This is a genomic window from Agrococcus sp. SCSIO52902, assembly GCF_022983135.1.
GTDB classification, from domain to species: Bacteria; Actinomycetota; Actinomycetes; order Actinomycetales; family Microbacteriaceae; genus Agrococcus; species Agrococcus sediminis.
On the sequence record NZ_CP095269.1, the window covers coordinates 1,138,233 to 1,161,593 of the forward strand.

Here is a 23,361-nt window from a genome sequence, read left to right on the forward strand (position 1 = left end):
TTCCTGTGAGCACGATCAGTCCTGGACGAGTGCAGCGAGGAACGGCCGATTGACGAACGCCTTCGTGCGGCCTGATGGCAGTTCCGTCATCAGGCCGCTGTCGCTCAGCCGATGAAGCCAGTTCGAGGCGGTCTGGCGCGTGACGCCGCAAGCCTCCACGACGTCGCGGATGGTGACGTAGGCGTTGCGGAAGAGGACGTCGACGAATTTCGTGCTCACCCCGTTCGGCAGGACACGATCGATCTCTTCGGCGGCCGTCGTGAAGGCAGCGCGAACGCGAACGGCTCTCTCGAGCGACCAGTGGGAGCCATCGCGAACCGCGAGCAGCATGAATTCGAGCCACGGCTCCCATGCGTCCTCTGCGGTGACGGCGAGCAGGCGCTCGTAGTAGTCGCGCCGCCGGTGGTTGATCATGCCGGAGAGATAGAGCACGGGCTGCTCGATCAGGCCGCTCTCGATGAGCAGAAGTTGGTTCAGGATCCGGCCCGTTCGCCCGTTGCCGTCGTGGAACGGGTGGATCGCCTCGAACTGGTAGTGGCTGAGCGCCATCCGAGTGAGCGGGTCGACCGATGCATCGTGCACGTAGGTCGCCCACTCATCGAGCAGTGAGGCGATCCGCTCGTGGCCCTCTGGGGGCGTGTAGACGCGCGTTCCGTCTGGGCGACCGATGTAGACGCCACCTCCCCGCCGGAACTGCATCGAATGACCCATGAGCTCATCGGCGACGAGGGTCGCCACCGCGGGGGAGACGGGCCGAGCACGGAGTGCGTCCACGCCTACGATCAGTGCGCTTCGTGCCCGCAGGGCTTCGGTGGTTGCGGGAGTGGGAGTTCCGACTCCCGCGGCCTCGCGCAGGAGCTCATCGCTGGTGGTGACGATGTTCTCGATGGCCGAAGAGGCCTGCGCCTCCAAGATCGGAACGACGGCCGCGAGCACGCCCGGATTCGGAATGGAGCGAGCTGCCTCATCCGCGCGCCCCAGTGCGCTTGCCGCCTCGAGCAGCAGCGTGCTGGGAGGCTGGACAGGGCGCGGACGTGGCGGCAGGTCGTTGTACGGTTCGTGCGGGGTCCACGATGACATGTCGGCTTCCTCAACACTTCGGTCGAATGTGTTACCCAAACAGCCAAGAAGTTAACACGTTCGCCGGATATGTTCGCGACGTCGACAGGTGCTGGGGACAGCGGCTCGGCCTCCCGTTCGGAGTCGTACCCTCGAACTCAAACGATAGATCTGATCGCTACGACGGGTGTCGATGCGCGGGTCGGCGTGGAGCGAGCGACCGTGTCACCCGCCTCAGCCAGGATGGAGCCATGAGGCGAGGCTTGTGACGGCGCTCGGGGCGGCACTGCGCCTGCGGCGCCTGGTCGACACCGACGCCGCGTTCGCGCTGCTGCGAGCGGAGTACGCGCCGATCATCGTCGCGCTCCTCTCGAGGCACCTCGGCGGACAGACCCGCCGCATGCCGGCGGAGGAGTTCGTCGACCTGCTCGACGCCGACCTCGACGCGCTGCGGTCGCACTTCGCGCTGCCGCAGACCGGCGTCGCGTACGCCGCGGCCTGGCGCTCGGCGGGCTGGCTCGTCCGACGCCCCGCACCGGCGGCGCGAGCAGAGACGGTAGAGCTCTCCTCGGAGGCGCTGCGCGCGATCCGCATCTTCGAGCAGATCGAGCAGCCGCGAGGGACGGCGACCGAGTCGAGGCTGATGACGATCCGCGATCAGGTGCAGCGGCTCGCTGTCGAGACCGACCCGGACGGCACCCGCCGCCGGGAGGCGCTCGAGCGAGAGCGAGCCGTCATCGACGCGCAGATCCAGGCGATCGGCGAGGGCCGCTTCGAACCGCTCGATGCGGCTCGGGCCAAGGAGCGCGTCGCCGAGATCCTCAGGCTGGCCGAGGACGTGCCTTCCGACTTCCAGCGCGTGCGCGCCCGCTTCGATCAGCTGAACCACGAGCTCATGGCGAGCCTGCTCGACTCCGACGAGTCGCAGCGCAGCGTCGTCGAGGAGATCTTCCGCGGCGTCGACCTCATCGAGCAGACCGACGAAGGGCTCACGTTCAGCGCGTTCTCGGCGCTCGTGCTCGACACCGAGCGCAGCGAGGCGTTCGAGGACGACATCGCGAGCCTCCTCGATCGTGACCTCAGCCATGCGATGACCACGGCCGAGCGCCGGTTCCTGCGCACGTTCCTGCACACGCTCAAGCTCGGCAGCCACGAGATCCACGGCGTGCTCGCCGAGTTCGCGCGCGGCCTGCGCCGCTACGTGCAGTCGCAGGACTTCCAGCGCGATCGCGCGCTGCAGCGCTCCATACGCGCCGCGCTCGCCGCGGCGCAACGCGCTGCCGAGCACGTCAAGCCCTTCCACGCCAGCGGGATCGAACTGCCGCTCACCTCCGTCGAACTCTCCAGCCTTGGGGCGCTCGCCTTCCACGACCCTTCCGAGTTCGCCGTCGATGTGCACGTCGTCGCGCACCAGCCGGGCCTGGCCGACCTCGAGCAGCTGCGAGCGCTCGCCCGCGACACCGAGATCGACTTCGCGGAGCTGAGCGGCGTGGTCAACGACCGGCTGCGCGGCACGGCTGCCGTCACCGTCGCCGCGCTGCTCGACGAGTGGTCAGCGACGCAGGGAGTCGCGAGCGTCGTCGGACTCATGACGCTCGCGGCCCGGCACGGCAGAGTCTCGGCTGATGAGACGGAGTCCGTGACCTGGTCGGGGGCCGACGGCGCCCGCCGCAGCGCTCGCGTGCGCACCCACAGCTTCACCGAGAGGATTCCGACATGACCGACGCGCGCACGCCAGGGTCGATCGAGGGCGACCAGCAGGAGACGGATGCCTCGTCAGGCTTCACGACGTTGTGGCCGGGCGACGTCGGGAGCTTGCGCGAGGACTCGAGGCGTGCGCTCCTCGAGCTGGTCCAGGGACCCTACCTCTCAGCCGCCAACCGCGGCCGGCTCTGGCTCGCTCTGCTGGCCGACACCGACGCGATCCGCTCGCGCCTGCACGACCTGTTCCTCGACCTCGTGATCGACCGCGCCGACGAGATCGCGTTCGTGCGCCCGGTCGACGCCGGCGATCGGGCGGTTCCGCTCGCCGTACGCACGCGACCGCTGACCTTCATGGACACGCTGATGCTGCTCGTGCTCCGTCAGCACCTCCTGGCCGCGCGCGGGGAACGACGCGTGTTCATCGATCGGGCCGACGTGTACGAGCAGCTCGCGCCCTACCGCGTGGCGCGCGACCCCGCCGACTTCGAGCGCCGCATGAACGCTTCCTGGACCAAGCTCATGAACAAGCTCGGACTCATCCATCGCGCCGGCGGCGACGAGAGGGTCGAGATCTCGCCGGCACTGCGGCTCATCTTCGACGACGAGCGCGTGGAGGCGCTGCGCCTCGAGTATGAGCGTGCGATCGAGCGCGGGGCTGCGGCGCTCGACGACCGCGAGCCCGTCTCGGCCGGCGACGAGGAGTCGGAGCGATGACGATGCTCGAGATCCCCGGCCTCGAGGCCCCGCAGCAGCGCGCGCAGTGGCGACTCGCCGAGGTGCAGCTGCTCAACTGGGGCACCTTCGACGGGTTGCATCGGGTGCACGTGGCGCGCAAGGGGCATCTGATCACCGGCGGCTCGGGCTCCGGCAAGTCCTCGCTGCTCGACGGCATCGCGGCGGTGCTCACGCCCGACGGCATGCTCCAGTTCAACGCTGCCGCGCAAGGAGCAGGTGCCGCTCGCGGCGACCGCAGCATCGTCAGCTACGTGCGCGGCGCGTGGTCGAAGACGGCCGACGAGGAGCAGGACCGCGTCGTCAGCCGGTTCCTGCGGCCCGGCACGGTCGTGAGCGGCGTGCTGCTGCGCTACGGGGACGGCGCGGATGGGTCGCTCAGCCTGGCGAGGCTCATGTTCCTGAAGGGCACGTCGACCGACAGGAGCGATCTGCGCGACGCCTACCTGCTGGAGCAGGGGGAGCTCGACCTCGAACGGCTGCGCGGCTTCGTGACGAGCCAGGCCAACGGCATCGACACGCGTGGGCTCCAGCGCGCGTTCCCGCGAGCGGTGATCACCACGAGCGGCAAGCACGCGAAGTTCTACGCGCGCCTCGGCAGCCTGCTGGGCATCAGCGGCGACAACGCGCTGCAGCTGCTGCACCGCACGCAGTCGGCGAAGAACCTGGGCGGCCTCGACCACCTGTTCCGCACGTTCATGCTCGACCGGCCGCAGACGTTCACGATCGCCGACAATGCTGTGCAGCAGTTCGGCGAGCTGGACGCGGCGCACCAGCACGTCGTCGAGCTGCGGCTGCAGCGCGACGCGCTCGCCGTCATGCGCGACATCGGTGACCGGTACGACGACGCGTCCGCCCGCGCCGTCGCAGCCGAAGCGCTGCGCGACCTCGTGCGGCCATTCGAGGCGCGGGAGCGGCTGCGGCTCGCTCGCCAGGAGCGCACGATCGCCGACGTCGCTGCCCAGCAGGCTCGCGCGGCGCTCGCCGCGGCGCGCGAGGGCGATGCGGCCGCCGCCGACGATCATCGGCTGGCGCAGCAGGCGCTCGACCGCGCGGGCGGAGCTGACCTGGCGCAGCTCGACGGACGCATCGGGGACGCGCAGCGCGAGGTCGCGCACCGGCGGGCGCAGCTCGAGCGGCTGACGCGGCAGCTCGCCGACGTCGGCATCGAGCAGGCGCCGCGCGACGAGGCGCAGTTCGTCGAGCTGCGCACGATGGCCGACGACGAGCTGCGGCAGCCCGCGGCCAAGCTCGACATGCAGCATCCCGCCGTGCAGCGGCTCGCGCAGTCGACCGACCGGCGCAAGCGCATCGACGCCGAGCTGCAGGCGCTGCGGCGCTCCCGGAGCAACATCGATGCGCGTCGGCTCGACGTGCGATCGCGGCTGGCCGCCCACTTGGGCGTGCCGGAGCAAGCGGTGCCCTTCGCCGGCGAGCTGCTCGACGTGAGGCCCGAGGAGCGCCGTTGGACAGGCGCGATCGAGCGGGTGCTGCGCCCGCTCGCCACCACCCTGCTCGTGCGGGCCGAGCACCTCACGGCCGCGCGGCGCTGGATCGACGGCGCATCGCTCGGGTTGAAGCTCGACTACGAGCTCGTCGAGGCGACGTCTCGCTCGCCGCGCTCGCTCGCGAGCGACGTCTCCCTGGTGCGCAAGCTCACGGTGAGCGCCGGCGGCTTCCACGACTGGCTCTCGCACAGGCTCGCCGAGCAGTTCGACGTCGCGTGCGTCGAGACGGCCGATGAGCTCGACCGCTTCGCTCGCGCGGTGACGATCCGCGGGCAGGTGAAGCGCTCGGCCACCCGCTACGAGAAGGATGACCGGTTCGCCGTCGACGACCCGACGCGGTGGCTGCTCGGATCGAGCGAGGCGCGCCACGAGGCACTGGTGGCGCAGCACCTGGAGGCGGAGGCCGACGTGCGAGCGGCCGCGCGCGAGGTCGAGCTGCTGCAGGCGGAGGTCTCGCTGAGCATCCGTCGGCGGCAGCAGCTGAAGCAGCTGCTGTCGGAATCCTGGGAGCAGTACGACGCCGAGGCGGCCGGTGCGCGCGTCGCCCAGCTGCATCGGCAGCGCGCAGCCCTGACGAGCGCGCGCAGCGACCTGCAGCGGGCGGCCTCGGCCGTCGAGGAGACCCGGGCCGTCTCAGACGCCGCCCGTGCCGCCGCCGACGAGGCAGTCGCCATGGAGCGGACGGCGAGGCTCGAGCTCGAGCGGCTTGGCGGTCTGATCGCCGAGGCAGAGCGAGCCGTCGCGGCCGACGGGCGCGGCGAGCTCGAGTCGGAGGCGGTCGAGCAACTCGTTGCGCACTTCCGCGACATGCGGCGTCGCATCGCTCTGGCCGAGCTCGCCGACGCCTCCCGCGAGGTCGAGGGTCGGCTGAGCCGGGAGCGCGAGCGGGCGATCGGCGAGCGCGATCTGGCCGCGCAGGACTTCGCCGCGGCGGCGACCGGCTTCCAGGCCAGGTGGGCCGCCGCATCCGCCGACTTCGTCGCCCGCATCGACGACCGCGCCGGGTTCAGGGCGCTGCTCGTGACGATCGAGGCCAACGATCTGCCCTCGCAGGAGCAGAGCTTCCGGCGACTGCTGCGTGACAAGTCGAGCCTCGTCGTCGGGTTCCTGCGCAAGGAGCTGCTGGATGCGCCGAAGGAGGTGCGCGAGCGCATTGCGCCCGTCAACGAGTCGCTCGGGCGGTCGCAGTTCGACCGCGACCGGTTCTTGCGCATCCGAGTGAAGCTGACGCGCGGCGACGTGGTGCAGCGCTTCCTTGCCGAGCTGGCGCAGATCGCCGAGGGCAGCTGGGATGACGAGGACGCGGCCTCCGCCGAGCGGCGCTTCGAGGTGCTCGCGCAGCTGATGGCGCGGCTCGCCTCGAGCGATGCCGCCGACCGCAAGTGGCGCGAGCTGTGCCTCGACACGCGCCTGCATGTGTCCTTCCTCGCAGAGGTGGTCGATAGCGCGGGCCTCGTGCACGCCACCTACGACTCGGGTGCATCGCTCTCCGGCGGACAGCAGCAGAAGCTCGTCGTGTTCTGCCTCGCGGCGGCGCTCCGATACCAGCTCACGGAGGACGGCGCCGACATGCCCCGCTACGGCACCGTCATCCTCGACGAGGCGTTCGACAAGGCTGACAGCGCCTACACGCGCATGGCGATGGATGTCTTCGTCGAGTTCGGCTTCCACATGGTGCTCGCCACACCGCTCAAGCTCCTCCAGACGCTCGAGCCGTACATCGGCGGGGTGGCCGTCGTGCAGAACCCGACACAGCGGCAGTCGACGGTCGACCAGCTCGGGTTCTCGGAGGTCCGGTGATCGGGGTGGATGAGGCGCGGTTGCGCGTGGCTTCGCGGGTCGCGACGCGTGCGCGTGACTGGGCGTGCGATCCAGAGGCTGCCTCCGCCGCAGCGGTGCGGGTCGCGCTCCACGCGCCGACCGAGCGGCAGGCGCTCGAGCTGCCGGGCGCGGTGCTCGGGTGGCGCGACGCCTGGGCGACGGCGGCAGAGGAGCCGGGCGTCGAGGTGGAGTGGGAGGTGCGGGCGTGGAGCCGCGTCGGCGCGCAGACCGTGCCGGTGCGCGTGACGATCTCGGGGGCGGACGCCCTGGCCGCGTTCGCGGGACGAGCGTCGGCGGATGCGTGGGCGCGGATGCGATCGCGAGTGGCGATCGCGATCGCCGCGCTGGGAGGCGGGCAGGCGGTCGCGACGGCAGCACGCACCCACGCGACAGCGCTCGCCGACTACGCCGAGGACGAGTTCGCCTCCGTGCTCGCCGCGGCACGCTGGATCTGCGAGCACCCGGTCGACGGGATGCGTCCGCGCCAGCTGCCCATCCGCGGCGTGGACTCGAAGTGGTTCGCGTCGCACCGGGCGGTCGTGTCGGCCCTCGTGCTCGCCGCGACCGGGCGTGAGAGCCTCGGCGTCGTCGGCGCTGAGCAGCTCTTCCGCGCTCGACTGCTCGACGACAACATGCTGCCCGGTGCGCCTCGCTCGTTCGGGGCGTCGATCGATGAGCTCGCCCGTTTGGAGGTCGGCGCCCCGACGGTGCTGGTGCTCGAGAACCTCGAGACGCTGCTGTCGCTGCCGCCGTTGGACGGCGTGGTTGCGGTGCACGGTTCCGGGTTCGCGGTCGCCGAGCTCGCGCGGGTGCCCTGGATCGTGGCGACTCAGGTGCTGTACTGGGGCGACCTCGACTCGAATGGCTTCGCGATCCTGCACCGGCTGCGCACGGCGCTGCCGCGGGTCCGCAGCCTCCTGATGGACGAAGCGGTGCTGCTCGCGCATCGCGACCTGTGGGTGCCCGAACCGAAGCCGGCGCGCGGCAGCTACCCGACGCTCGAGGCGCACGAGCAAGCGGCGCTCGACCGCCTGCGCGACGAGGGCGACATGCGGCTGGAGCAGGAGCGCATCCCCTGGCGGGCAGCGCTCGAACGAGTCCGGATGGAGCTCCAGGGCTGAACCCATGTAGAGACGTGCTGCGCCTCAGGCAGACTGCAGCGGGCGGATCTCCTCCAGGCGCGCTCCGATGCGGTCGCGCTCGCTCTCGAGGTCGAAGCGCGACTGCAGGTTCACCCAGAACTGCGCCGACGTGCCGAAGTAGCGTGCGAGCCGCAGCGCCGTGTCGGCAGTGAGGCGGCGCTTGCCATGGACGATCTCGTTGATCCGGCGCGGCGGCACCCCGATCGCGACCGCGACCCGGTGCTGCGTGACGCCCAGCGGCACGAGGAACTCCTCGTGGAGCACCTCGCCGGGGTGCACTGGCTCCAGCTTGCTCATCGCTCCTCCGAACGACTTGATCACGAGAGCATTGCATCACGCGTGGCGTTATGAACGCAACGCGTTATGGGCCGCTTCCCCGTACTTGCCATGATCCGATCATGCGCTCAGGGATGACTCCGGGGGCAGGGTCGTCGGGCCGCTGTGGAAGAGATGCGACGATCGACGCATGCGAGTGGGCGTGCGTCGGGTGGCGGGGGCGCTCTTCGTGCTCGCGCTCGTCGCGCAGCTCGTCGTGCTCTACCTGCCGAGCCCGCCGTCCGACCTGCCGCAGGCGCCCGGGCTCGACAAGGTGCTGCACGCGGCGGTGTTCCTCGCGCCGGCGCTGCTCGGCGTGCTCGCGGGCCTCGCGCCCGCCTGGCTCGGGGCGGCGCTCGCGGCCCACGCCGTCGCATCCGAGGTCATCCAGCACGTGCTGCTCGCCGAGCGCTCGGGCGACCCGTGGGACGCGGTCGCCGACCTCGTCGGCGTCGCGCTGGGCCTCGCGCTCGGCCTGCTGCTGCGCCGCCGCTTCGCAGGCCGCCGGCGGGTGCCGGCGGCCTGAGGAGTCGCCCGCTCAGCCCTCGATGCGCTCCGCCGCGTCGCGCGCGATCGGCGTGAGCCGCTGCAGCTGCGTCACGTGGCGCGGCTCGAGCTCGTCGAGCGACGAGACGCCCAGCAGCGCCATGGTGCGCTCGATCTCGGAGCGCAGGATGGCGATCGTGCGGTCGACGCCCTGGCGCCCGCCGGCCATCAGGCCGTAGAGGTAGGCGCGGCCGATGAGCGTGAACTTGGCGCCGAGCGCCACCGAGGCGACGATGTCGGCGCCGTGCATGATGCCCGTGTCGACCATGACCGTCGCGTCGCGGCCGACTTCGCGCACGACCTGCGGCAGCAGGTGGAACGGCACGGGCGCGCGGTCGAGCTGGCGCCCGCCGTGGTTCGAGAGCACGATGCCGTCGACGCCGCCCTCGATGAGCCGCACCGCATCCGGCACGTTCTGCACGCCCTTGACGACGAGCTTCCCCGGCCACATGGAGCGGATGACGTCGAGGTCGTCGTACGAGATGGTCGGGTCGAAGGCGTTGTTGATGAGCTCGCCCACGGTGCCGCCGGTGGTCGACAGCGACGCGAACTCGAGCTTGGGCGTCGTGAGGAAGTCGAACCACCACCACGGGCGGGGGATCGCGTCGACGACGGTCTTGAGCGTCAGCTGCGGCGGGATCGAGAAGCCGTTGCGCTTGTCGCGCAGGCGCGCGCCGGCGATGGGCGTGTCGACCGTGAACATGAGGGTGTCGTAGCCGGCCGCGGCCGCGCGCTCGACGAGCCCGTACGAGACCTCGCGGTCGCGCATGACGTAGAGCTGGAACCAGTTGCGCCCGTGCGGGTTGACCGCCTTGACGTCCTCGATCGTGGTGGTGCCGAGCGTCGAGAGCGTGAAGGGGATGCCTGCGGCGGCCGCGGCGCCGGCGCCGGCGGTCTCGCCCTCGGCCTGCATGAGGCGCGTGAAGCCCGTGGGCGCGATGCCGAAGGGCATCGAGCTCGGGCCGCCGAGCACGGTCGTCGAGGTGTCGACGCTCGCGGCGGGCCGCAGGATGTCGGGGTGGAACTCGACGTCCTCGAACGCCTGCCGCGCGCGGGTGAGCGAGACCTCGCCCTCGGCCGCGCCGTCGGTGTAGTCGAAGGCGGCGGCCGGGGTGCGCCGCTTGGCGATCGCCCGCAGGTCGTCGATCGTGAGGGCCGCGTCGAGCCGGCGCCGACGGGCGTCGAGGTCGGGACGCTTGAACTGCATGAGCTCGGCGAGCTCGCCGAGTCGGGGGAGTTGTCGCTTCATGATGCTCCTCGGTGTGGATGCGGGACGGATGGGCGCGGCTGGCGCGGCGCTCAGCGCACGTCGGGCACGGGATCGCTCGTCGTGGCCTCCTGCGTCGCCTCGACGTGCGCGACGCGCGAGATGAAGAATGAGGCGACGACCGACAGGCCGGCGCAGATGGCCACGTAGACGGCGATCGGCCACCACTCGCCGCCGCTCGCCTCGAGCAGCCACGCCGCGATCAGCGGCGCGGTGCCGCCGAAGATCGCAGCGCCCACCTGGTAGCCGAGCGTCGCGCCGGTGTAGCGCACCTCGGGGCTGAAGCTCTCGGCGATCAGCGTGCCGAGGATCGCGTTCACGCTGCCCCACAGCAGGCCAAACGCGACGATGGTCGCGGCGAAGACCGCCCACGTCTCACCGGTGTTCAGGACCCAGAAGTAGGGCGCGACGAGCACGATCGTCGCCGTCGCCGAGATCCGGTAGAGCACGGCGCGGCCGACGCGGTCGGAGAGATGGCCGAAGAACGGCATCCACACCGTGGCGACGAGCGCCGCGGCCGCGACGGCGAGCAGCACGATGTTCTGGCGCACGTCGAGGATGTTCGTGGCGTAGGCGATCACGTAGGTGCCGAAGATGTAGAAGGGGCCGGTCTCGGCGGCCTTCGCGCCGATCGAGACGAGCACGGCGCCCCAGTGCTTCGTGACGACCTCCTTGATGGGCAGGCGCAGGCGCGCGCCGGTGTCGCGGATCCGCTGGAACTCGGGCGTCTCGTCCAGTCCGTTGCGGATCCACAGGCCGATGAAGACCAGCACGACGCTCGCGACGAACGGGATCCGCCAGCCCCATGCCAGGAACTGGTCCTCGGGCATGAGCGTCAGCAGCGCGACGACGGCCGAGGCGAGGAGCAGGCCGAGGCTGATGCCCATCTGCGGCACGGCACCGTAGAGGCCTCGGCGGTGCTTCGGTGCGTACTCGTAGGCCAGCAGCAGGGCTCCGCCCCACTCGCCGCCGATGCCGATGCCCTGCATGATGCGGAAGAGGACGAGCAGGATCGGGGCCCAGATGCCGATCGCCGAGTAGTCGGGCAGGAGGCCGATCGCGACGGTGCCGCCGCCCATCAGCATCAGCGTGAGGAACAGCGTCTTCTTGCGGCCGATCCGGTCGCCGATGTGCGCGAAGACGACGCCGCCGATGGGCCGGAAGAAGAACGTCAGCGAGAACGACGCGTAGGCCAGCAGCGTCGAGATGAACGGGTCGTCGGTGGGGAAGAAGATGCGGTTGAAGACGAGGGCGGCGACCGTGCCGTACACGAGGAAGTCGAACCACTCGATGACGCTGCCGGAGAGGCTGCCGAACAGGACGCGGTAGTTGAGCCGATGCGGCGGCTGAGCTGCGGGAGCAGAGGTGCTGGCCACGGTTTCTCTCCTTCGAGAAGCGTTCGAGTGTGGTCGGACCATGTGGTCAGACCACAGCGACGATAGAGCAGCGGGCACCCGCCGTCAAGCGCCGAAGGCGCGCGGTCCGCACCGGCGGAGCGCGTCGCTACCCCGTCGCGTCCGTCGCGGTGCGAGCGCCGTCCGGCTCCGTCGAGGTCTCGGCGTAGTAGCCGCGGATGTGGTCGCGAAGCAGCGCTGCAGCGCCCTCCCGGTCGTCGGCGCGCATCCGCTCATAGATGCCGCGATGCTCGGCGCGGAGCCGCGTCGCCGTCGTCGGCCAGTCGGGCAGCGCCTGCGCGCGCGCGAGCGTGTGGTCGGCGATGGAGGTGCGCAGCGCGTCCATGAGCGTGCTGATGAGCGGATTGCCCGCCGCGCGCGACAGCGCGACGTGGAACTCGGCGTCGAGCTGGAGGAACTCGGGCACGCCGAGCCCGGGGTCGTCCATGCGGTCGAGGAGGCGCTCGGCCGTCGGCCAGTCGCCGCTGGCGAGATCGGCGTGCTCGGCGCTCCAGGCCTCGAGCAGCAGCCGCACCTCGAACACGTGGGCGTGCTCGACGTGGCGGGTCGCGAGCTGCAGGTTGAGCGAGAGGGCGAGCGCCTGACCCGGTGACGCGGTGATGATCGTGCCCGAGCGCGGGCCGGAGCCGGTCGAGGTGCGGATGGCGCCGATCGCCTCGAGCACGCGGAGGGCCTCCCGCAGCGATCCGCGCGACACGCCCAGCGTCTCGGCGAGCGCGCGTTCACCGGGCAGGTGATCGCCGATCGACAGCCGGCCGCTCTGCAGCTCGGCCGTCACCCAGCCCATCACGGTCTCGTGCGCCTTCATCGCCCCGAGTATCGCAGTGCCACCAGGCACTCGGCCGCGCCCACGCGGTCATGGCTGCGCCGCGCGACCGATCGAGGAGCGAATCGGAGCCCGCCGCGGATCGAGGAGCGAGCCTCCTCGTTCCGCGACCGATCCTCAATCGGTGACGGGCTCGAGCCGCGCCGGCTCCCGGCTCGTCCACAGCAGCGCGGCCGCCAGGGTGGCGACGCCCGCGATCGCACCCAGCACGAGCGCGGTCCAGCCGAGCCCGAGCGCCGCGCCGAGCACGCCCGCGAGGGGGTAGGTGACGATGAAGCACGCGTGCGACAGCGAGAACTGCGCGGCGAAGACCGCCGGCCGCTCCTGCGTGGAGGCGTTGCGCCGCAACAGCCGTGCCGAGGCTGTGAGGATCGCGGCGTTGCCCGCTCCCAGCACCGCCCAGAGCGCGAGCAGCATCGGCCAGGACGGCACCGTCAGGAGCGCGGCCGTCGTCCCTCCGAGCCCGAGCGTCGCCGACGCGGCGCCCGCGAGCATGACCGTGCGGTCGGGCACGCGTTCGAGCAGCCGCGGCAGCAGCAGTGCGACCACCATGGAGCCCGCGCCGTAGGCGGCGAGCAGGAACGCGACATCCGCCTGCGGCCGCGCGAGCCGGTCCTGCACGAGCACCACCGTGTTCACGATCACCATCGCCGTGGGCGCCGCGACCGCGAGGTTGAGCGCGAGCAGCGCCCGCAGCTCGGCATGCCGCAGGAAGATGCGCGCGCCCTGCGTGAGGCGCTGGAAGAACGTCAGCCCCTGCTGCGCCTCGATCGCGGGGAAGCGCGTCGCGACGACGAGCAGCGCCGAGAGCGCGAAGCCGACGACGGTGCCGAGGAACAGGTTGGAGTAGCTCGTGACGAGCAGCAGCGCGGCGGCGAGCGCGGGGCTCACGAGCGACTCGAGGTCGTAGGCGAGCCGCGACAGCGAGAGGGCGCGCGTGTACTGGCGCTCGTCGGGCAGGATCTCGGGGATGACCGCCTGGAACGCGGGGGTGAAGGTGGCGGATGCGCACTGCAGCAGGAAGATGAGCACGTAGATCTGCCACACCTCGCCGACGAGCGGCAGCATGAGCGCGATCGCGGCGCGCACGACGTCGGCGCCGATGAGCAGCGCCTTCCGCGGCACGCGGCTGGTCGCCGCGATGAGCAGCGGCCCGGCGCCGACGTACGCGAGCATCTTGATCGTGAGGGCGATGCCGAGCACGACGCCGGCGTCGCCGCCCGCGAGGTCGAAGGCGAGGAGGCCCAGCGCGACCGTCAGGAGGCCCGTGCCGAGCAGCGCGACGATCTGCGCGCTGAAGAGCTTGGCGTAGGCGGGGTTCCGCAGCACCTCACGCACGGTCGCCGCCCACCTCCTCGGGCACGCCGAGGTGCTCGGGGGCCGTGCCGAGCATGTGCTCGGCCTGGTGCATGGCGACGGCGACCAGCTCGCTCGCGTGGTCGTCGGCGAGTCGGTAGTAGACGCGGGTGCCCTCGTGGCGGGCGACCACCATGCGCGCGAGGCGCAGCTTGGCGAGGTGCTGCGAGACGCCGGGCGTGGGCTTCCGCACCGCGGCGGCGAGGTCGCCGACCGACTGCTCGCCCTCGCGGAGCGCCAGCAGGATCTTCACCCGCGTCGCGTCGGCGAGCATCGAGAAGACCTCGACCGCGAGCTCGACCGGCTCTCCGGCTTCTTGCATATATGCGTTCATACGCAAACAATGGCATAGCCAGACCCGGGCGGCAACAGCGCGTCGACTGGGAGCGTAGTCACGATCGGACGCCGCGACGCGGAAGAGGCGCCGCCCCGCATTGGGTGGCGCCTCTTCCGTCGTGCCGGCGACTCAGGCCGCGACGAGGTACTTCTCGGGGTCGGCGTCGAACAGCGGGCCGCACGCCGCGCAGCACAGGTAGTACGTCTCGCCCTTGTACTCGCGGACGAGGCCCTGCGCCTCGGCGTCGGCCTTGTCGACGTGGTTGCCGCGCATCACGGGACACTCGGCGGTCGCGGCCTCAGTGGTGGCGGCGGCGGCGTGGTCGTGGGCTTCGCACATGGTGGGTTCCTTTCGGGGTGTGGGTGAGGTCAGTCGTCGTCGCCGGCGCTAGGCGCGCGCGGCCGCCGACGTCTGGGGGTCCACCGCGCGACTCTTGAAGGAGCGAAGGCGGAGGCTGTTGCCGACGACGAAGACGCTGGAGAACGCCATCGCCGCACCGGCGAGCATCGGGTTGAGCAGGCCGAAGGCCGCGAGCGGGATGGCGGCCACGTTGTAGGCGAAGGCCCAGAACAGGTTGCCCTTGATGGTGCCGAGGGTCCTGCGGGCGAGTCGGATGGCGTCGGCCGCGCTGCGCAGGTCGCCCCTGACGAGCGTGATGTCGGATGCCTGGATGGCGGCGTCCGTGCCGGTGCCCATGGCGAGGCCCAGGTCGGCCTGCGCGAGCGCCGCCGCGTCGTTGACGCCGTCGCCGACCATCGCGACGACCTTGCCCTCGGACTGGAGCCGCGAGATGACGTCGGCCTTGTCGCTCGGCAGCACCTCGGCGATGACCTCGTCGATGCCCACCTCGGCGGCGATCCGCTTCGCGACCGTCTCGTTGTCGCCCGTGAGCAGGATCGGCGTCAGCCCGAGCTCGCGGAACTGCCGGATCGCCTGCGCGCTCGTCGGCTTGACGGTATCGGCGACGACCAGGAGGCCGCGGATCTCGCCGTCCCAGGCCACGAGCACGGCGGTCTTGCCCTGCTCCTCGGCTGCGGCCTTGCGGCGCTGCAGCTCGTCATCGACGGCCACCGACCAGTCGTCGAGCAGCGACTGGCGGCCGACGAGCACCGCGTGCCCGTCGACGACGCCGGTGACGCCCTTGCCCTCGATGCTGCGGAAGTCCTCGACCGGCGGCAGCAGGAGGTCGAGCTCCTCGGTGGCGCCCTTGGCGATCGCCTGGGCGATCGGGTGCTCGGAGGCGTCCTCGATCGCGCCGGCGAGGCGCAGCAGCTGGCCGCGGTCGGTGCCCGGCGCGGCGACCGCGTCGACGAGCGTCATCCTGCCGGACGTGACGGTGCCGGTCTTGTCGAGCACGATCGTGTTGACCTTGCGGGTCGACTCGAGCACCTCCGGGCCCTTGATCAGGATGCCCATCTGCGCACCGCGGCCCGTGCCGACGAGCAGCGCCGTCGGCGTCGCGAGGCCGAGCGCGCAGGGGCAGGCGATGATGAGCACCGCGACCGCGGCGGTGAAGGCGCTCGCGACCGGGAAGCCGGCGCCGAGCCAGGCGCCGAGCGCGACGACCGCGATCCCGATGGCGACCGGCACGAAGATGCCCGAGACCCGGTCGGCGAGGCGCTGCACCTCGGCCTTGCCCGACTGCGCATCCTCGACCAGCTTGGCCATCTGCGCGAGCTGCGTGTCGGAGCCGACCCGCGTGGCCCGGATGACGAGCCGGCCGCTCGCGTTGACGGTCGCGCCCGTGACGGCGTCGCCCGGGCCGGCCTCCACGGGGACCGACTCGCCGGTCAGCATCGACGCGTCGATGGCCGACATGCCGGAGACGATCACGCCGTCGGTCGCGATCTTCTCGCCGGGGCGCACGACGAACTCGTCGCCCACCGCGAGCTCGTCGATCGGGATGCGCACCTCGGCGCCGCCGCGCATCACCGCGACGTCCTTCGCGCCGAGCTCGAGCAGCGCGCGCAGCGCCGCTCCCGCCTGGCGCTTCGAGCGCTTCTCGAAGTAGCGCCCCGCGAGGATGAACATCGTGACGCCGGCGGCGACCTCGAGGTAGATGTTCGCGGCGCCGTCGCTCGGCGCGATCGACAGCTCGAAGGGGTGCGTCATGCCCGGGACGCCGGCGGTGCCGAAGAAGAGCGCGAACAGGGACCAGATGAACGCGGAGCCGGTGCCGACCGACACCAGGGTGTCCATGGTCGCCGCGCCGTGGCGCAGGTTCATCCATGCCGCGCGGTGGAACGGCCAGGCCGCCCAGACGATGACGGGCGACGCGAGGGCGAGGGAGAGCCACTGCCAGTAGGTGAACTGCAGCGCGGGGATCATCGCCATGAGGATGACCGGCACCGAGAGCACGATGGAGCCGATGAGCCGCTGCCGGAGTGCCACGAGCTCGTGGTCGACGGGCTCGTCCTCGTCGCCGGGCTGCGGCTCAGCGGCCTTCGGCTTGGGCAGGGTCGCCGTGTAGCCGGTCTTCTCGACCTCCGCGATGAGCAGCGACGGGTCGAACCCCTCGGGGGCCGAGACCCTGGCCTTCTCGGTGGCGTAGTTCACCGACGCCTCGACGCCCTCGAGCTTGTTCAGCTTCTTCTCGATGCGCATCGCGCACGACGAGCACGTCATGCCGCCGATCTCGATCTCGTAGCTGCTCGCGGGCCGTTCGCTGACGACTTCGGGTGTGGACATGATGTTCGATCCTTGCGTTCGCGTGGGGGAGCGTCAGCGGCTCAGTGGTCGTCTTCGCCGTCGTCGTGCGTGTCGCCCTCGGCGGGCTCCTCGTGGTCGCCCTCGTCGGACGTGCCGCTCTCGGAGGCCTCCCCGTCGGTGCCGAGCACGAACGAGGCGGTCTGCACCTCGCCGTCGACCTGGAAGTCGAAGTAGAGGAGGTAGCGGCCGGGCGTCGGCGCCTCGGTGGCGAACTCGACGGTGGGGCCGGAGAGCTGACCCGCCTCCGGCTCGGCGCCCTCGGGGTGCACGTGCAGGTAGGCGAGGTCGCCGTCGCGCAGCGCCACGAGGTGGCCGAAGGCGCCGAGGTACGGCTCCATGGTGGTCACGGGCTGGCCGTCGCGAGTGACCTCGACAGTGAGCGTCGAGCTGCCGCCTGCGGCCAGGTCGCCGATGAGCTCGACCTCGAAGTCGCCGGCCTGCGAGGTGCGCACCTCGTCCTCCTGGGCGGCGGGCTCGAAGTCGCCGGCGACGCTGAGGGTGCGGGTGAGCGTCACGCCGCTCTCGGCGCCGCCCGGCGTGAAGTCGGCGAAGACGCGGTAGGTGCCCGCCTCCTCCCAGCTCCAGGGGAGCGACCACGTGCCCTCGGCGTCGATCTCGGGGTGCACGTGCCGGAACTCGCTGCCGTCCTGGCGGACGACGATGAGGTGCAGGTCCTTCTCGTGCTCCTCGGTGTACTCGAGCAGCGGCTGGTCGTCGGCACCGAGCACCGAGAAGCGCAGCTCCTCCTCCTCGCCGACCGCGTCGGGCGCCGTGATCGGGCTCAGCCGGTAGCCGTCGGCGTCGAGCGAGAGGCCCGGGAGCGCGGCGGAGGCCGCCTCGTCGGGCAGCACCGTCTCCTCGTGGGCGCCATGGCCCTCCTCGACCTCTGCGGCGCGAGCCTCGACGGCGGAGTCGGGCACCACCGCGCCGGCGACCAGGAAGGCTGCGCCGAAGGCGGCGACCAGGCCGAGGCCGTAGATGCTGAGACGGGCGGGAGTGTTCATCGGGTCCTCTTCGTCGGGGCTGCGTGGGGAGCGGAGCGGGATGCGGTGCGTGCCGATGCGGGCGGGCACCGTGGTGCGTCAGGCGACGCGTGCCTCGTAGCCGGCCTCCTCGACGGCGGCGAGCACGGCCGCGTCGTCGACGGGCGCGTCGCCTGCGGTCGAGACCGCGAGGTGGCCGGTGGCGGCGCTGACCTCGATGCCGGAGACGCCGGCGATCTGGCCGACCTCGCTGCGGATCGCGCCCTCGCAGTGGCCGCAGGTCATCCCGGTCACCTGGTACTCGGTCGTCGTCATGGTCGCCTCCTGGATCCGCGGGCCCGATCGGCCCTCCGTGCTGTTACCGTGAAAGGTATACCCCAGGGGGGTATCCGCGCAAGCGGTCGCGAGGAGAGGCGGGACGGATGTCGTCGTTCGAGCAGGCAGTGCTGATCGTGGGTGCCGGGGCGGCGGGGCACGGCTGCGCCCGTGCACTCCGGACCGAAGGGTTCTCCGGGCCCATCCGACTGATCAACGGCGAGGGCGCCGCGCCGATCAACCGCACCCTCGTCGACAAGGGGGTGCTGCCCGGACTGCTGACGGCCGAGCAGATCGCGCTCCCGCCGCTGCCGGATGTCGAGGTGATCGACGCCCGCGCCGCGCGCCTCGACGGCACGGAGCGGGCCATCGTCCTGGACGACGGCCGGGTCCTGCGCGGCATCGCGGTCGTGCTCGCACCCGGCAGCGCCCCGCGCACCCTCGACGCGGCGATCGCCGTCGACCCGGCGGTGCGGCTGCACGCGATGCACCGCGCGCCGGACGCCGAGGCGCTGCGCCGCGCGATCCCCGAGCCCTCGGGCGCGAGGCTCGTCGTGCTGGGGGCGGGGTTCATCGGCGCCGAGGTCGCGAGCCACTTCGCCTCAGCGGGTGCCCGCGTCACGCTGATCGGCCGCTCGCCCCTACCGCTCCGCGCGGCCCTCGGCGCCGAGATCGCCGGGCGGCTCGCAGCGCTGCAGTCCGAGCGGGTCGACGCGCGACTGGGCGCCGAGGTCCGCGCGATCCGCGCCGCGCCCGGCGCCGGCGCCGGCGATGCCGCCGTCGTCGAGCTCTCCGACGGCACCGAGATCGCCGCCGACGCCGTGCTCGTGGCCGTCGGCTCGCGCGCGGATGCAGCGTGGGCGGGCTTCGACGGGGCGATCCCCGTCGACGACCGCCTGCGGGCCGAGGCGGGGGCGGGGATCTACGCCGCCGGCAGCGTCGCGCACCCACCGACGGGTGCGGCGCGGGCCCACCACTGGGACGCTGCGGTGGCGCAGGGCGCGCATGCGGCGCGCACGGTCCTCCACGACCTCGGGCTCGGCGACGACCCAGGTCCCTGGGCATCGACGACGGGCTTCACGCTCATGGTGCACGGCGCCGTCATCGTGGGCCGCGGCGTGCGGGGGGCGGATGCGCGCGAGACCGTCGCCGAGCTCGACGGCGGCGGGCTGCTCACCGAGTTCGCCGACGAGGGCGGGGCGCTCACGGGCGTCGCCGGCTGGAACGCCGGGCCGCACGTCGCGCGGGCCGCCGCGCGACTCTGACGCCCGGCGCCGCGGGCATCCGCCGCCGTCGGCTCAGCCCGCGGTCTCCAGCTCCGACGCCGCCTCGGCGCCGTCCATCGTCTCGGGCTCCTCGGCGATCGCCTCGACCGCCTCGGTGAGCTCGGGCTCGCGCGCGGGCCGCGGGTCGAGGTGCACGCCCGCGATCATGCAGCGAACCGAGCCGCCCGCGAGCTCGATCGTGGGGATGTCGACCGCGACGATCTCGCACGACTCCTCGATCATCGCGATCTGGTCGGGCCGCAGCGACCTGCGCGCCCGCTCCGACATCGCCATGATCGTGCGGCGGCGACCGTCGGGCCGGCGACCCGAGAGCTCCACCGCGTTCCCGGCGAACTCGCGCACCTGCTCCTCGGTGAGCTCGACGACCTTCCGGCAGTGCACCTCGAGCCGCTCGCGCACCTCCTGCCGACGCCGCGCATCCGGGATCATGTCGAGCGCGAAGAGCGCCACGTCGGTGCCCACGCACGCGATGACGTTGGTGTGGTAGACGGGCACGCCGTCGGCGTCGACGGCGTCGAAGACCATCGGCTCGTACATGAAGTCGGTGCAGAACCGCTCGAGCACGTTCGTGTCGGCGCGGTGGCTGCGCGCCATGTACGCGACGCGCGAGACGTGGTCGAGCACCATCGCGCCGGTGCCCTCGAGGAAGATGCCGTCGGGCTCGAGCCCCGAGTAGTCGATGATCGTCTGCACCCGGTACGTGCTCTTCAGCATCTCGAGCACGTCGGTCCGGCGCTCATGCCGGCGGTTGGATGCGTACATGGGGTAGACGGCGACGGCGCCGCCGGCGTGGGTGGAGAGCCAGTTGTTGGGGAACACGCTGTCGGGGCGCGTGTGGTCCTCGTCCTCGAACACGTGCACCGTGACGCCGACCGCCCGGAGCGCCTCGGCGACCGCGTCCATCTCGGCGAGCGCCTTCGCGGCGGTCTCGTCGGGCGTCTCGCCGTCGTCGGGCTCGGCCTGGAAGGCGTTGTCGGCCGCGGTCGCCGGGTTGGGCCGGAACTGCAGCGCGCGGATCAGGATGACGGCTTCGGGGGCGGTGGCGCTCACACCTGCCGAATCTAGCGGCGCGGGCGCGCGCGTATCGGGCGTTCGCGCAAGGTGCTGGCGCGGCGAGGGGTCGCGACGGGCGAAAGCGTGCGTCTTCAGCGCCAGGGCGCTCGATTCCGGCTGCGGCGCCGCATCACGCGGGCGCGCGACCGATCCCGAGGCCGGGCTTGCGGCGATGCACGGAGAGGTAGCGGAGGCCCTCGGGGCCGGGGATGACGGCGCGCGTCGAGCGCCGCGGCAGCCACACGATGGCGCCCGGCAGCAGCTCGAGCTCGCCGTCGTCGGTCGAGAGCGCGCCCGAGCCTGCGATCACGTGCCACAGCACGTCCTCGTCCGGGCCGGCGTGCGCCTCGATGCGCTCGCCCGGCGGCAGCGCGATCACGTTCGCGTCGAGGTGCCGCTCGGCCTCCTCGAGCCGCCAGATCGCGCCGCGGGCGTCCGGGCCGGCTGCGGCGCCGAGCTCGCCCGTCGTCGCGAGGATGCGCGAGGCGCGCACGACCGGCTCCTCGTCCGCCCCCGGCCGGGTCGCATCCGTCGTCATCGTCGCCTCCTGAGCTCGCGCTCTCAGCGCGCCTTCGCTGATGCCGAGGGTAGAGCCGCGGACGCCCGCGCGGCATGATGGCTCCATGGACCCCGTGCACCTGCCCTCGCTCGCCGACGAGCTGCTCGCCGCCGCCCGCGAGGCGAGCAGCGGGCGAGCCGGGCGGTCGATCCGATCGGGCCGCGACGCGGCGCTGCGCCAGACGGTGATGGGGCTCGCGGCGGGGCGCGGTCTCGACGAGCACGAGGCGGGCGGCGAGGCGACGCTGCAGGTGCTCACCGGCACGGTGCGGCTGCGCTGGGCCGCGGGCGAGCTCGAGGCGTCGGCCGGCGACGTGGTCGGCATCCCCGACGAGCGGCACGCGCTCGACGCGGTGACGGATGCGGCGGTGCTGCTGACGGTCGCCGTCCGGTGACGCCACCCGCGGCACCCGCGCGCATCCCAGCGGGTTCGCAGGCGTGCGCCCCTACGGTCGCGGCATGAGCCTCCCGCCGCAGGGCGCCCCGCAGCCGTGGCAGCCGCCGCAGCCGACCTGGCCGCACCCGCAGTCGATGCCGCAGCAGCTCGCCGCGCACCCTCGGGTCACGTGGCAGCAGCCCGCCGCGCCGCGCCCGCCGCTCACCGACGCGGAGCGCCGTCGGCTGCTGCGACTCGGCGCCGCGAGCGGCGCGCTGCTCGGCGTCGGGACGGCGCTCGGCGGCGTCATCCTGCTCTTCTGGGCGTTCATCGTCGGGGTCTCCGCCCTCATCACGCCCCTCGTCTACCTGTGGTCGGGCGTGAACCCGGTCGCGGACGGCATCGCCGAGATCGTGACGCCGATCACCGTCGGCGTCGTCGCCATCGGCACCGTGCTGTGCCTGCTGGGCCTGCTGCTGAGCTGGCTGCGGCTGCGGCGCTGGGGAGCGGGCCGCGCGCTCGGCATCACGGCGGCCGCGGCCGCGATCGCGACCGTGCCCGTGCACCTCGTCGCCGTGGCCGTCGCGATCGTGACCTCCCTGCTGGAGCCCGAGGGCGACCCGGCGACGAGCTTCGCCATCGCGGCGCTGGCCGCCGGGTTCATCGGCACCGTGGTCGGCGCCATGGCTGGGGCCGGGGCATGGCGGTGGATGGGCGGGGCGCTGCGCCCGCGCGACGCGGCGCGTCGCGCCTGACCCGTCACCGGGCGAGGACGATCCAGGCCTCGCGCACGGATCGAGGACGCGCCGTCCTCATCCGGTGACCGCTCCTCGATCCGTGCACGCAGGCGTCCGCCGCAGGCAGCCCGCCTACGCGCCGCCGCCCAGGTCGAGCGTGCCCGTGTAGAACCCGTACGTCGCATCCGCCTGCCGCCGGGCCGTCTCGCGATCGGTGCCGGCCGCGATCGAGGCCTCGGCCCACGCGTCGGCCGCGCCCCGGTAGAAGGCGTTGCCCTCCTCGGTCGCCGCCCACGCCTCGCCCTCGGCCGGCGTCATCGCCGTGTCAGGCGCGGCCAGGTGCAGCCCGAGGCCCAGCAGGCCGCCGTCCCAGCCGACGCCGGTCGCGCCCGGCCCGAAGGTCTCCCGCATCTCGGCCGGCACGTCCGCCTCGCGGGCCACGTGCTCGAGCACGAGCCGCGTGCGCTCGCCGAGGCTCGCGAGCCGCACGGTCAGCCAGGTCACGCCGCCGCCGAACTCCCACGTCGCGCGGTAGCGGGCCGCGCCGTCGGCCGGCGGCTCGCACTCGAGCACCTCGCCACCCGCGTTGCCCTCGAGCTGGTAGCGGCCGCCGAGCCGCAGCTCGCCCGAGACCGGCAGGAACCACCGCGCGATGCGCTCCGGGCTCGTCACCGCATCCCACACGTCGTCGATCGGCGCGTCGTAGGTCTGCGCGAGGCTCTGCAGCCGCGCGGGCTCGCCATCGATCTGGGTGCCCTGCACCGTCCGGTCGACCGCGCCCAGCTGGGCCAGCACATCCACCATGGTCATCGCTCCTTCGTCGGGGTGGGGGAGGCGGGGCGGTCGCCCTCGCCGTCGTCATGGGCGGATGCGTCGGCCCGGCCGGCGTCGGAGGCGACCGGTGCCGCTGCGCCGCCCTCGCGCTCCGCTGCGAGCCGTCGCCGCCTCCGCCCGCGCGCGAGCTCGGTGTCGAGCGCGGCGAGCCTCGGGATCCAGAAGGCGTCGAAGGCGCTCAGCCACTCGCGGGCCGCTCGGGGCCCGGCCGGGTCGACGGCGTAGAGGCGCCGCTGGCCCTCGGGCCGCACGGTCGCGAAGCCCTGCTCCCGCAGCACCCGCAGGTGCTGGCTCACGGCGGGCTGGCTGATCCCGAACTCCGCGCCGATCGCGGCGGCGATCGCGCCCGCGCTCGCCTCGCCGTCGGCGAGCAGCTCGAGGATGCGTCGCCGCACGGGATCGCCGAGGACGTCGAGCGCGTGCATGGGGCAATGGTTGCATCGCCGCTTATATACGTCAACGGTGAGATGTCTCGCACGGGA

23 protein-coding genes are annotated in these 23,361 nt (G+C 72.5%); 8 read left to right on the forward strand and 15 right to left on the reverse strand.

Annotation, left to right across the window (positions count from 1 at the left end; genetic code table 11):
* Window positions 1-15: 15 nt before the first annotated feature.
* A complete protein-coding gene (locus MU522_RS05640) occupies window positions 16-1,080 on the reverse strand; it encodes a Fic/DOC family N-terminal domain-containing protein (protein ID WP_246993101.1) in 1,065 nt (354 codons plus the stop codon).
* A 244-nt stretch (window positions 1,081-1,324) separates the two neighbouring features.
* On the opposite strand from MU522_RS05640, the gene MU522_RS05645 reads away from it, so the two are divergent.
* Genes MU522_RS05645 through MU522_RS05660 form a run of 4 tightly spaced genes read left to right on the forward strand, consistent with a single transcriptional unit; the run spans window position 1,325 to window position 7,945 of the window.
* On the forward strand, window positions 1,325-2,779 hold the full coding sequence (locus MU522_RS05645; RefSeq protein WP_246993104.1) for a DUF3375 domain-containing protein: 1,455 nt from the start codon (window positions 1,325-1,327) through the stop codon (window positions 2,777-2,779).
* The gene (locus tag MU522_RS05650) at window positions 2,776-3,477 is read left to right on the forward strand and encodes a DUF4194 domain-containing protein (RefSeq protein WP_146355906.1); all 702 of its coding nucleotides are present in this window, start codon (window positions 2,776-2,778) and stop codon (window positions 3,475-3,477) included. The genes MU522_RS05645 and MU522_RS05650 overlap by 4 nt, the downstream gene beginning before the upstream one ends.
* On the forward strand, window positions 3,474-6,803 hold the full coding sequence (locus tag MU522_RS05655; RefSeq protein ID WP_246993106.1) for an SbcC/MukB-like Walker B domain-containing protein: 3,330 nt from the start codon (window positions 3,474-3,476) through the stop codon (window positions 6,801-6,803). The genes MU522_RS05650 and MU522_RS05655 overlap by 4 nt, the downstream gene beginning before the upstream one ends.
* 26 nt (window positions 6,804-6,829) lie before the next feature.
* Window positions 6,830-7,945, forward strand: a complete 1,116-nt coding sequence (locus MU522_RS05660; RefSeq protein WP_281440026.1) for a DUF3322 and DUF2220 domain-containing protein — start codon at window positions 6,830-6,832, stop codon at window positions 7,943-7,945.
* Between the two features lie 24 nt (window positions 7,946-7,969).
* Here the strand turns inward: MU522_RS05660 and MU522_RS05665 are convergent, their stop codons facing one another.
* Window positions 7,970-8,263: a HigA family addiction module antitoxin gene (locus tag MU522_RS05665; RefSeq protein WP_146355902.1), complete on the reverse strand. Its 294-nt coding sequence runs from the start codon at window positions 8,261-8,263 to the stop codon at window positions 7,970-7,972.
* Window positions 8,264-8,432: 169 nt separating this feature from the next.
* Between MU522_RS05665 and MU522_RS05670 the strand changes: the two genes are divergently transcribed.
* Entirely contained in the window at window positions 8,433-8,807 is a 375-nt protein-coding gene (locus MU522_RS05670) for a VanZ family protein (protein WP_246993109.1), read from the forward strand.
* A gap of 12 nt (window positions 8,808-8,819) precedes the next feature.
* Here the strand turns inward: MU522_RS05670 and MU522_RS05675 are convergent, their stop codons facing one another.
* The 9 genes from MU522_RS05675 to MU522_RS05715 all read right to left on the reverse strand — a co-directional run bounded on the left by MU522_RS05675 (window position 8,820) and on the right by MU522_RS05715 (window position 18,035).
* Window positions 8,820-10,076 carry an alpha-hydroxy acid oxidase gene (locus MU522_RS05675; RefSeq protein WP_281440027.1) on the reverse strand — a complete coding sequence of 419 codons (1,257 nt, stop codon included), beginning with the start codon at window positions 10,074-10,076 and terminating at the stop codon, window positions 8,820-8,822.
* A gap of 50 nt (window positions 10,077-10,126) precedes the next feature.
* Complete coding sequence (locus tag MU522_RS05680) at window positions 10,127-11,470, reverse strand: MFS transporter (RefSeq protein ID WP_225792707.1); 1,344 nt, start codon at window positions 11,468-11,470, stop codon at window positions 10,127-10,129.
* A gap of 127 nt (window positions 11,471-11,597) precedes the next feature.
* Entirely contained in the window at window positions 11,598-12,317 is a 720-nt protein-coding gene (locus tag MU522_RS05685) for an FCD domain-containing protein (protein WP_246993112.1), read from the reverse strand.
* A 135-nt stretch (window positions 12,318-12,452) separates the two neighbouring features.
* Window positions 12,453-13,673 (reverse strand): MFS transporter, encoded by a 1,221-nt coding sequence (locus MU522_RS05690; protein WP_246993114.1) that lies wholly within the window; start codon window positions 13,671-13,673, stop codon window positions 12,453-12,455.
* The gene (locus MU522_RS05695; protein WP_246993117.1) at window positions 13,666-14,013 is read right to left on the reverse strand and encodes a metalloregulator ArsR/SmtB family transcription factor; all 348 of its coding nucleotides are present in this window, start codon (window positions 14,011-14,013) and stop codon (window positions 13,666-13,668) included. The genes MU522_RS05690 and MU522_RS05695 overlap by 8 nt, the downstream gene beginning before the upstream one ends.
* 144 nt (window positions 14,014-14,157) lie before the next feature.
* Window positions 14,158-14,367 carry a YHS domain-containing protein gene (locus MU522_RS05700; protein WP_246993119.1) on the reverse strand — a complete coding sequence of 70 codons (210 nt, stop codon included), beginning with the start codon at window positions 14,365-14,367 and terminating at the stop codon, window positions 14,158-14,160.
* Between the two features lie 48 nt (window positions 14,368-14,415).
* Window positions 14,416-16,716: a heavy metal translocating P-type ATPase gene (locus MU522_RS05705; RefSeq protein WP_128189035.1), complete on the reverse strand. Its 2,301-nt coding sequence runs from the start codon at window positions 16,714-16,716 to the stop codon at window positions 14,416-14,418.
* 41 nt (window positions 16,717-16,757) lie between these two features.
* On the reverse strand, window positions 16,758-17,810 hold the full coding sequence (locus MU522_RS05710; protein ID WP_246993122.1) for a heavy-metal-associated domain-containing protein: 1,053 nt from the start codon (window positions 17,808-17,810) through the stop codon (window positions 16,758-16,760).
* 9 nt (window positions 17,811-17,819) lie between these two features.
* The gene (locus MU522_RS05715; RefSeq protein ID WP_128189037.1) at window positions 17,820-18,035 is read right to left on the reverse strand and encodes a cation transporter; all 216 of its coding nucleotides are present in this window, start codon (window positions 18,033-18,035) and stop codon (window positions 17,820-17,822) included.
* Window positions 18,036-18,142: 107 nt separating this feature from the next.
* On the opposite strand from MU522_RS05715, the gene MU522_RS05720 reads away from it, so the two are divergent.
* Window positions 18,143-19,300, forward strand: a complete 1,158-nt coding sequence (locus tag MU522_RS05720) for an FAD-dependent oxidoreductase (RefSeq protein WP_246993124.1) — start codon at window positions 18,143-18,145, stop codon at window positions 19,298-19,300.
* Between the two features lie 33 nt (window positions 19,301-19,333).
* Here the strand turns inward: MU522_RS05720 and MU522_RS05725 are convergent, their stop codons facing one another.
* Window positions 19,334-20,371 (reverse strand): arginine deiminase-related protein, encoded by a 1,038-nt coding sequence (locus MU522_RS05725; RefSeq protein ID WP_246993126.1) that lies wholly within the window; start codon window positions 20,369-20,371, stop codon window positions 19,334-19,336.
* Window positions 20,372-20,504: 133 nt separating this feature from the next.
* A complete protein-coding gene (locus MU522_RS05730) occupies window positions 20,505-20,912 on the reverse strand; it encodes a hypothetical protein (protein ID WP_246993128.1) in 408 nt (135 codons plus the stop codon).
* An 85-nt stretch (window positions 20,913-20,997) separates the two neighbouring features.
* Between MU522_RS05730 and MU522_RS05735 the strand changes: the two genes are divergently transcribed.
* A complete protein-coding gene (locus tag MU522_RS05735; RefSeq protein WP_128189046.1) occupies window positions 20,998-21,327 on the forward strand; it encodes a cupin in 330 nt (109 codons plus the stop codon).
* Between the two features lie 64 nt (window positions 21,328-21,391).
* Complete coding sequence (locus tag MU522_RS05740) at window positions 21,392-22,063, forward strand: hypothetical protein (protein WP_246993131.1); 672 nt, start codon at window positions 21,392-21,394, stop codon at window positions 22,061-22,063.
* Between the two features lie 114 nt (window positions 22,064-22,177).
* Here the strand turns inward: MU522_RS05740 and MU522_RS05745 are convergent, their stop codons facing one another.
* Complete coding sequence (locus MU522_RS05745) at window positions 22,178-22,849, reverse strand: SRPBCC family protein (RefSeq protein WP_246993469.1); 672 nt, start codon at window positions 22,847-22,849, stop codon at window positions 22,178-22,180.
* 2 nt (window positions 22,850-22,851) lie between these two features.
* Window positions 22,852-23,304 carry a metalloregulator ArsR/SmtB family transcription factor gene (locus MU522_RS05750; protein ID WP_146355872.1) on the reverse strand — a complete coding sequence of 151 codons (453 nt, stop codon included), beginning with the start codon at window positions 23,302-23,304 and terminating at the stop codon, window positions 22,852-22,854.
* Between the last annotated feature and the right edge of the window lie 57 nt (window positions 23,305-23,361).

Excerpts from the sequence above, each read along its gene's own strand:
- MU522_RS05640 (WP_246993101.1), bottom strand. The coding sequence starts at position 1,080 with ATGTCATCGTGGACCCCGCACGAACCGTACAACGACCTGCCGCCACGT.
- MU522_RS05650 (WP_146355906.1), top strand. The coding sequence starts at position 2,776 with ATGACCGACGCGCGCACGCCAGGGTCGATCGAGGGCGACCAGCAGGAG.
- MU522_RS05655 (WP_246993106.1), top strand. The coding sequence starts at position 3,474 with ATGACGATGCTCGAGATCCCCGGCCTCGAGGCCCCGCAGCAGCGCGCG.
- MU522_RS05665 (WP_146355902.1), bottom strand. The coding sequence starts at position 8,263 with ATGAGCAAGCTGGAGCCAGTGCACCCCGGCGAGGTGCTCCACGAGGAG.
- MU522_RS05670 (WP_246993109.1), top strand. The coding sequence starts at position 8,433 with ATGCGAGTGGGCGTGCGTCGGGTGGCGGGGGCGCTCTTCGTGCTCGCG.
- MU522_RS05675 (WP_281440027.1), bottom strand. The coding sequence starts at position 10,076 with ATGAAGCGACAACTCCCCCGACTCGGCGAGCTCGCCGAGCTCATGCAG.
- MU522_RS05685 (WP_246993112.1), bottom strand. The coding sequence starts at position 12,317 with ATGAAGGCGCACGAGACCGTGATGGGCTGGGTGACGGCCGAGCTGCAG.
- MU522_RS05695 (WP_246993117.1), bottom strand. The coding sequence starts at position 14,013 with ATGCAAGAAGCCGGAGAGCCGGTCGAGCTCGCGGTCGAGGTCTTCTCG.
- MU522_RS05700 (WP_246993119.1), bottom strand. The coding sequence starts at position 14,367 with ATGTGCGAAGCCCACGACCACGCCGCCGCCGCCACCACTGAGGCCGCG.
- MU522_RS05705 (WP_128189035.1), bottom strand. The coding sequence starts at position 16,716 with ATGTCCACACCCGAAGTCGTCAGCGAACGGCCCGCGAGCAGCTACGAG.
- MU522_RS05715 (WP_128189037.1), bottom strand. The coding sequence starts at position 18,035 with ATGACGACGACCGAGTACCAGGTGACCGGGATGACCTGCGGCCACTGC.
- MU522_RS05720 (WP_246993124.1), top strand. The coding sequence starts at position 18,143 with ATGTCGTCGTTCGAGCAGGCAGTGCTGATCGTGGGTGCCGGGGCGGCG.
- MU522_RS05730 (WP_246993128.1), bottom strand. The coding sequence starts at position 20,912 with ATGACGACGGATGCGACCCGGCCGGGGGCGGACGAGGAGCCGGTCGTG.
- MU522_RS05735 (WP_128189046.1), top strand. The coding sequence starts at position 20,998 with ATGGACCCCGTGCACCTGCCCTCGCTCGCCGACGAGCTGCTCGCCGCC.
- MU522_RS05740 (WP_246993131.1), top strand. The coding sequence starts at position 21,392 with ATGAGCCTCCCGCCGCAGGGCGCCCCGCAGCCGTGGCAGCCGCCGCAG.
- MU522_RS05745 (WP_246993469.1), bottom strand. The coding sequence starts at position 22,849 with ATGGTGGATGTGCTGGCCCAGCTGGGCGCGGTCGACCGGACGGTGCAG.
- MU522_RS05750 (WP_146355872.1), bottom strand. The coding sequence starts at position 23,304 with ATGCACGCGCTCGACGTCCTCGGCGATCCCGTGCGGCGACGCATCCTC.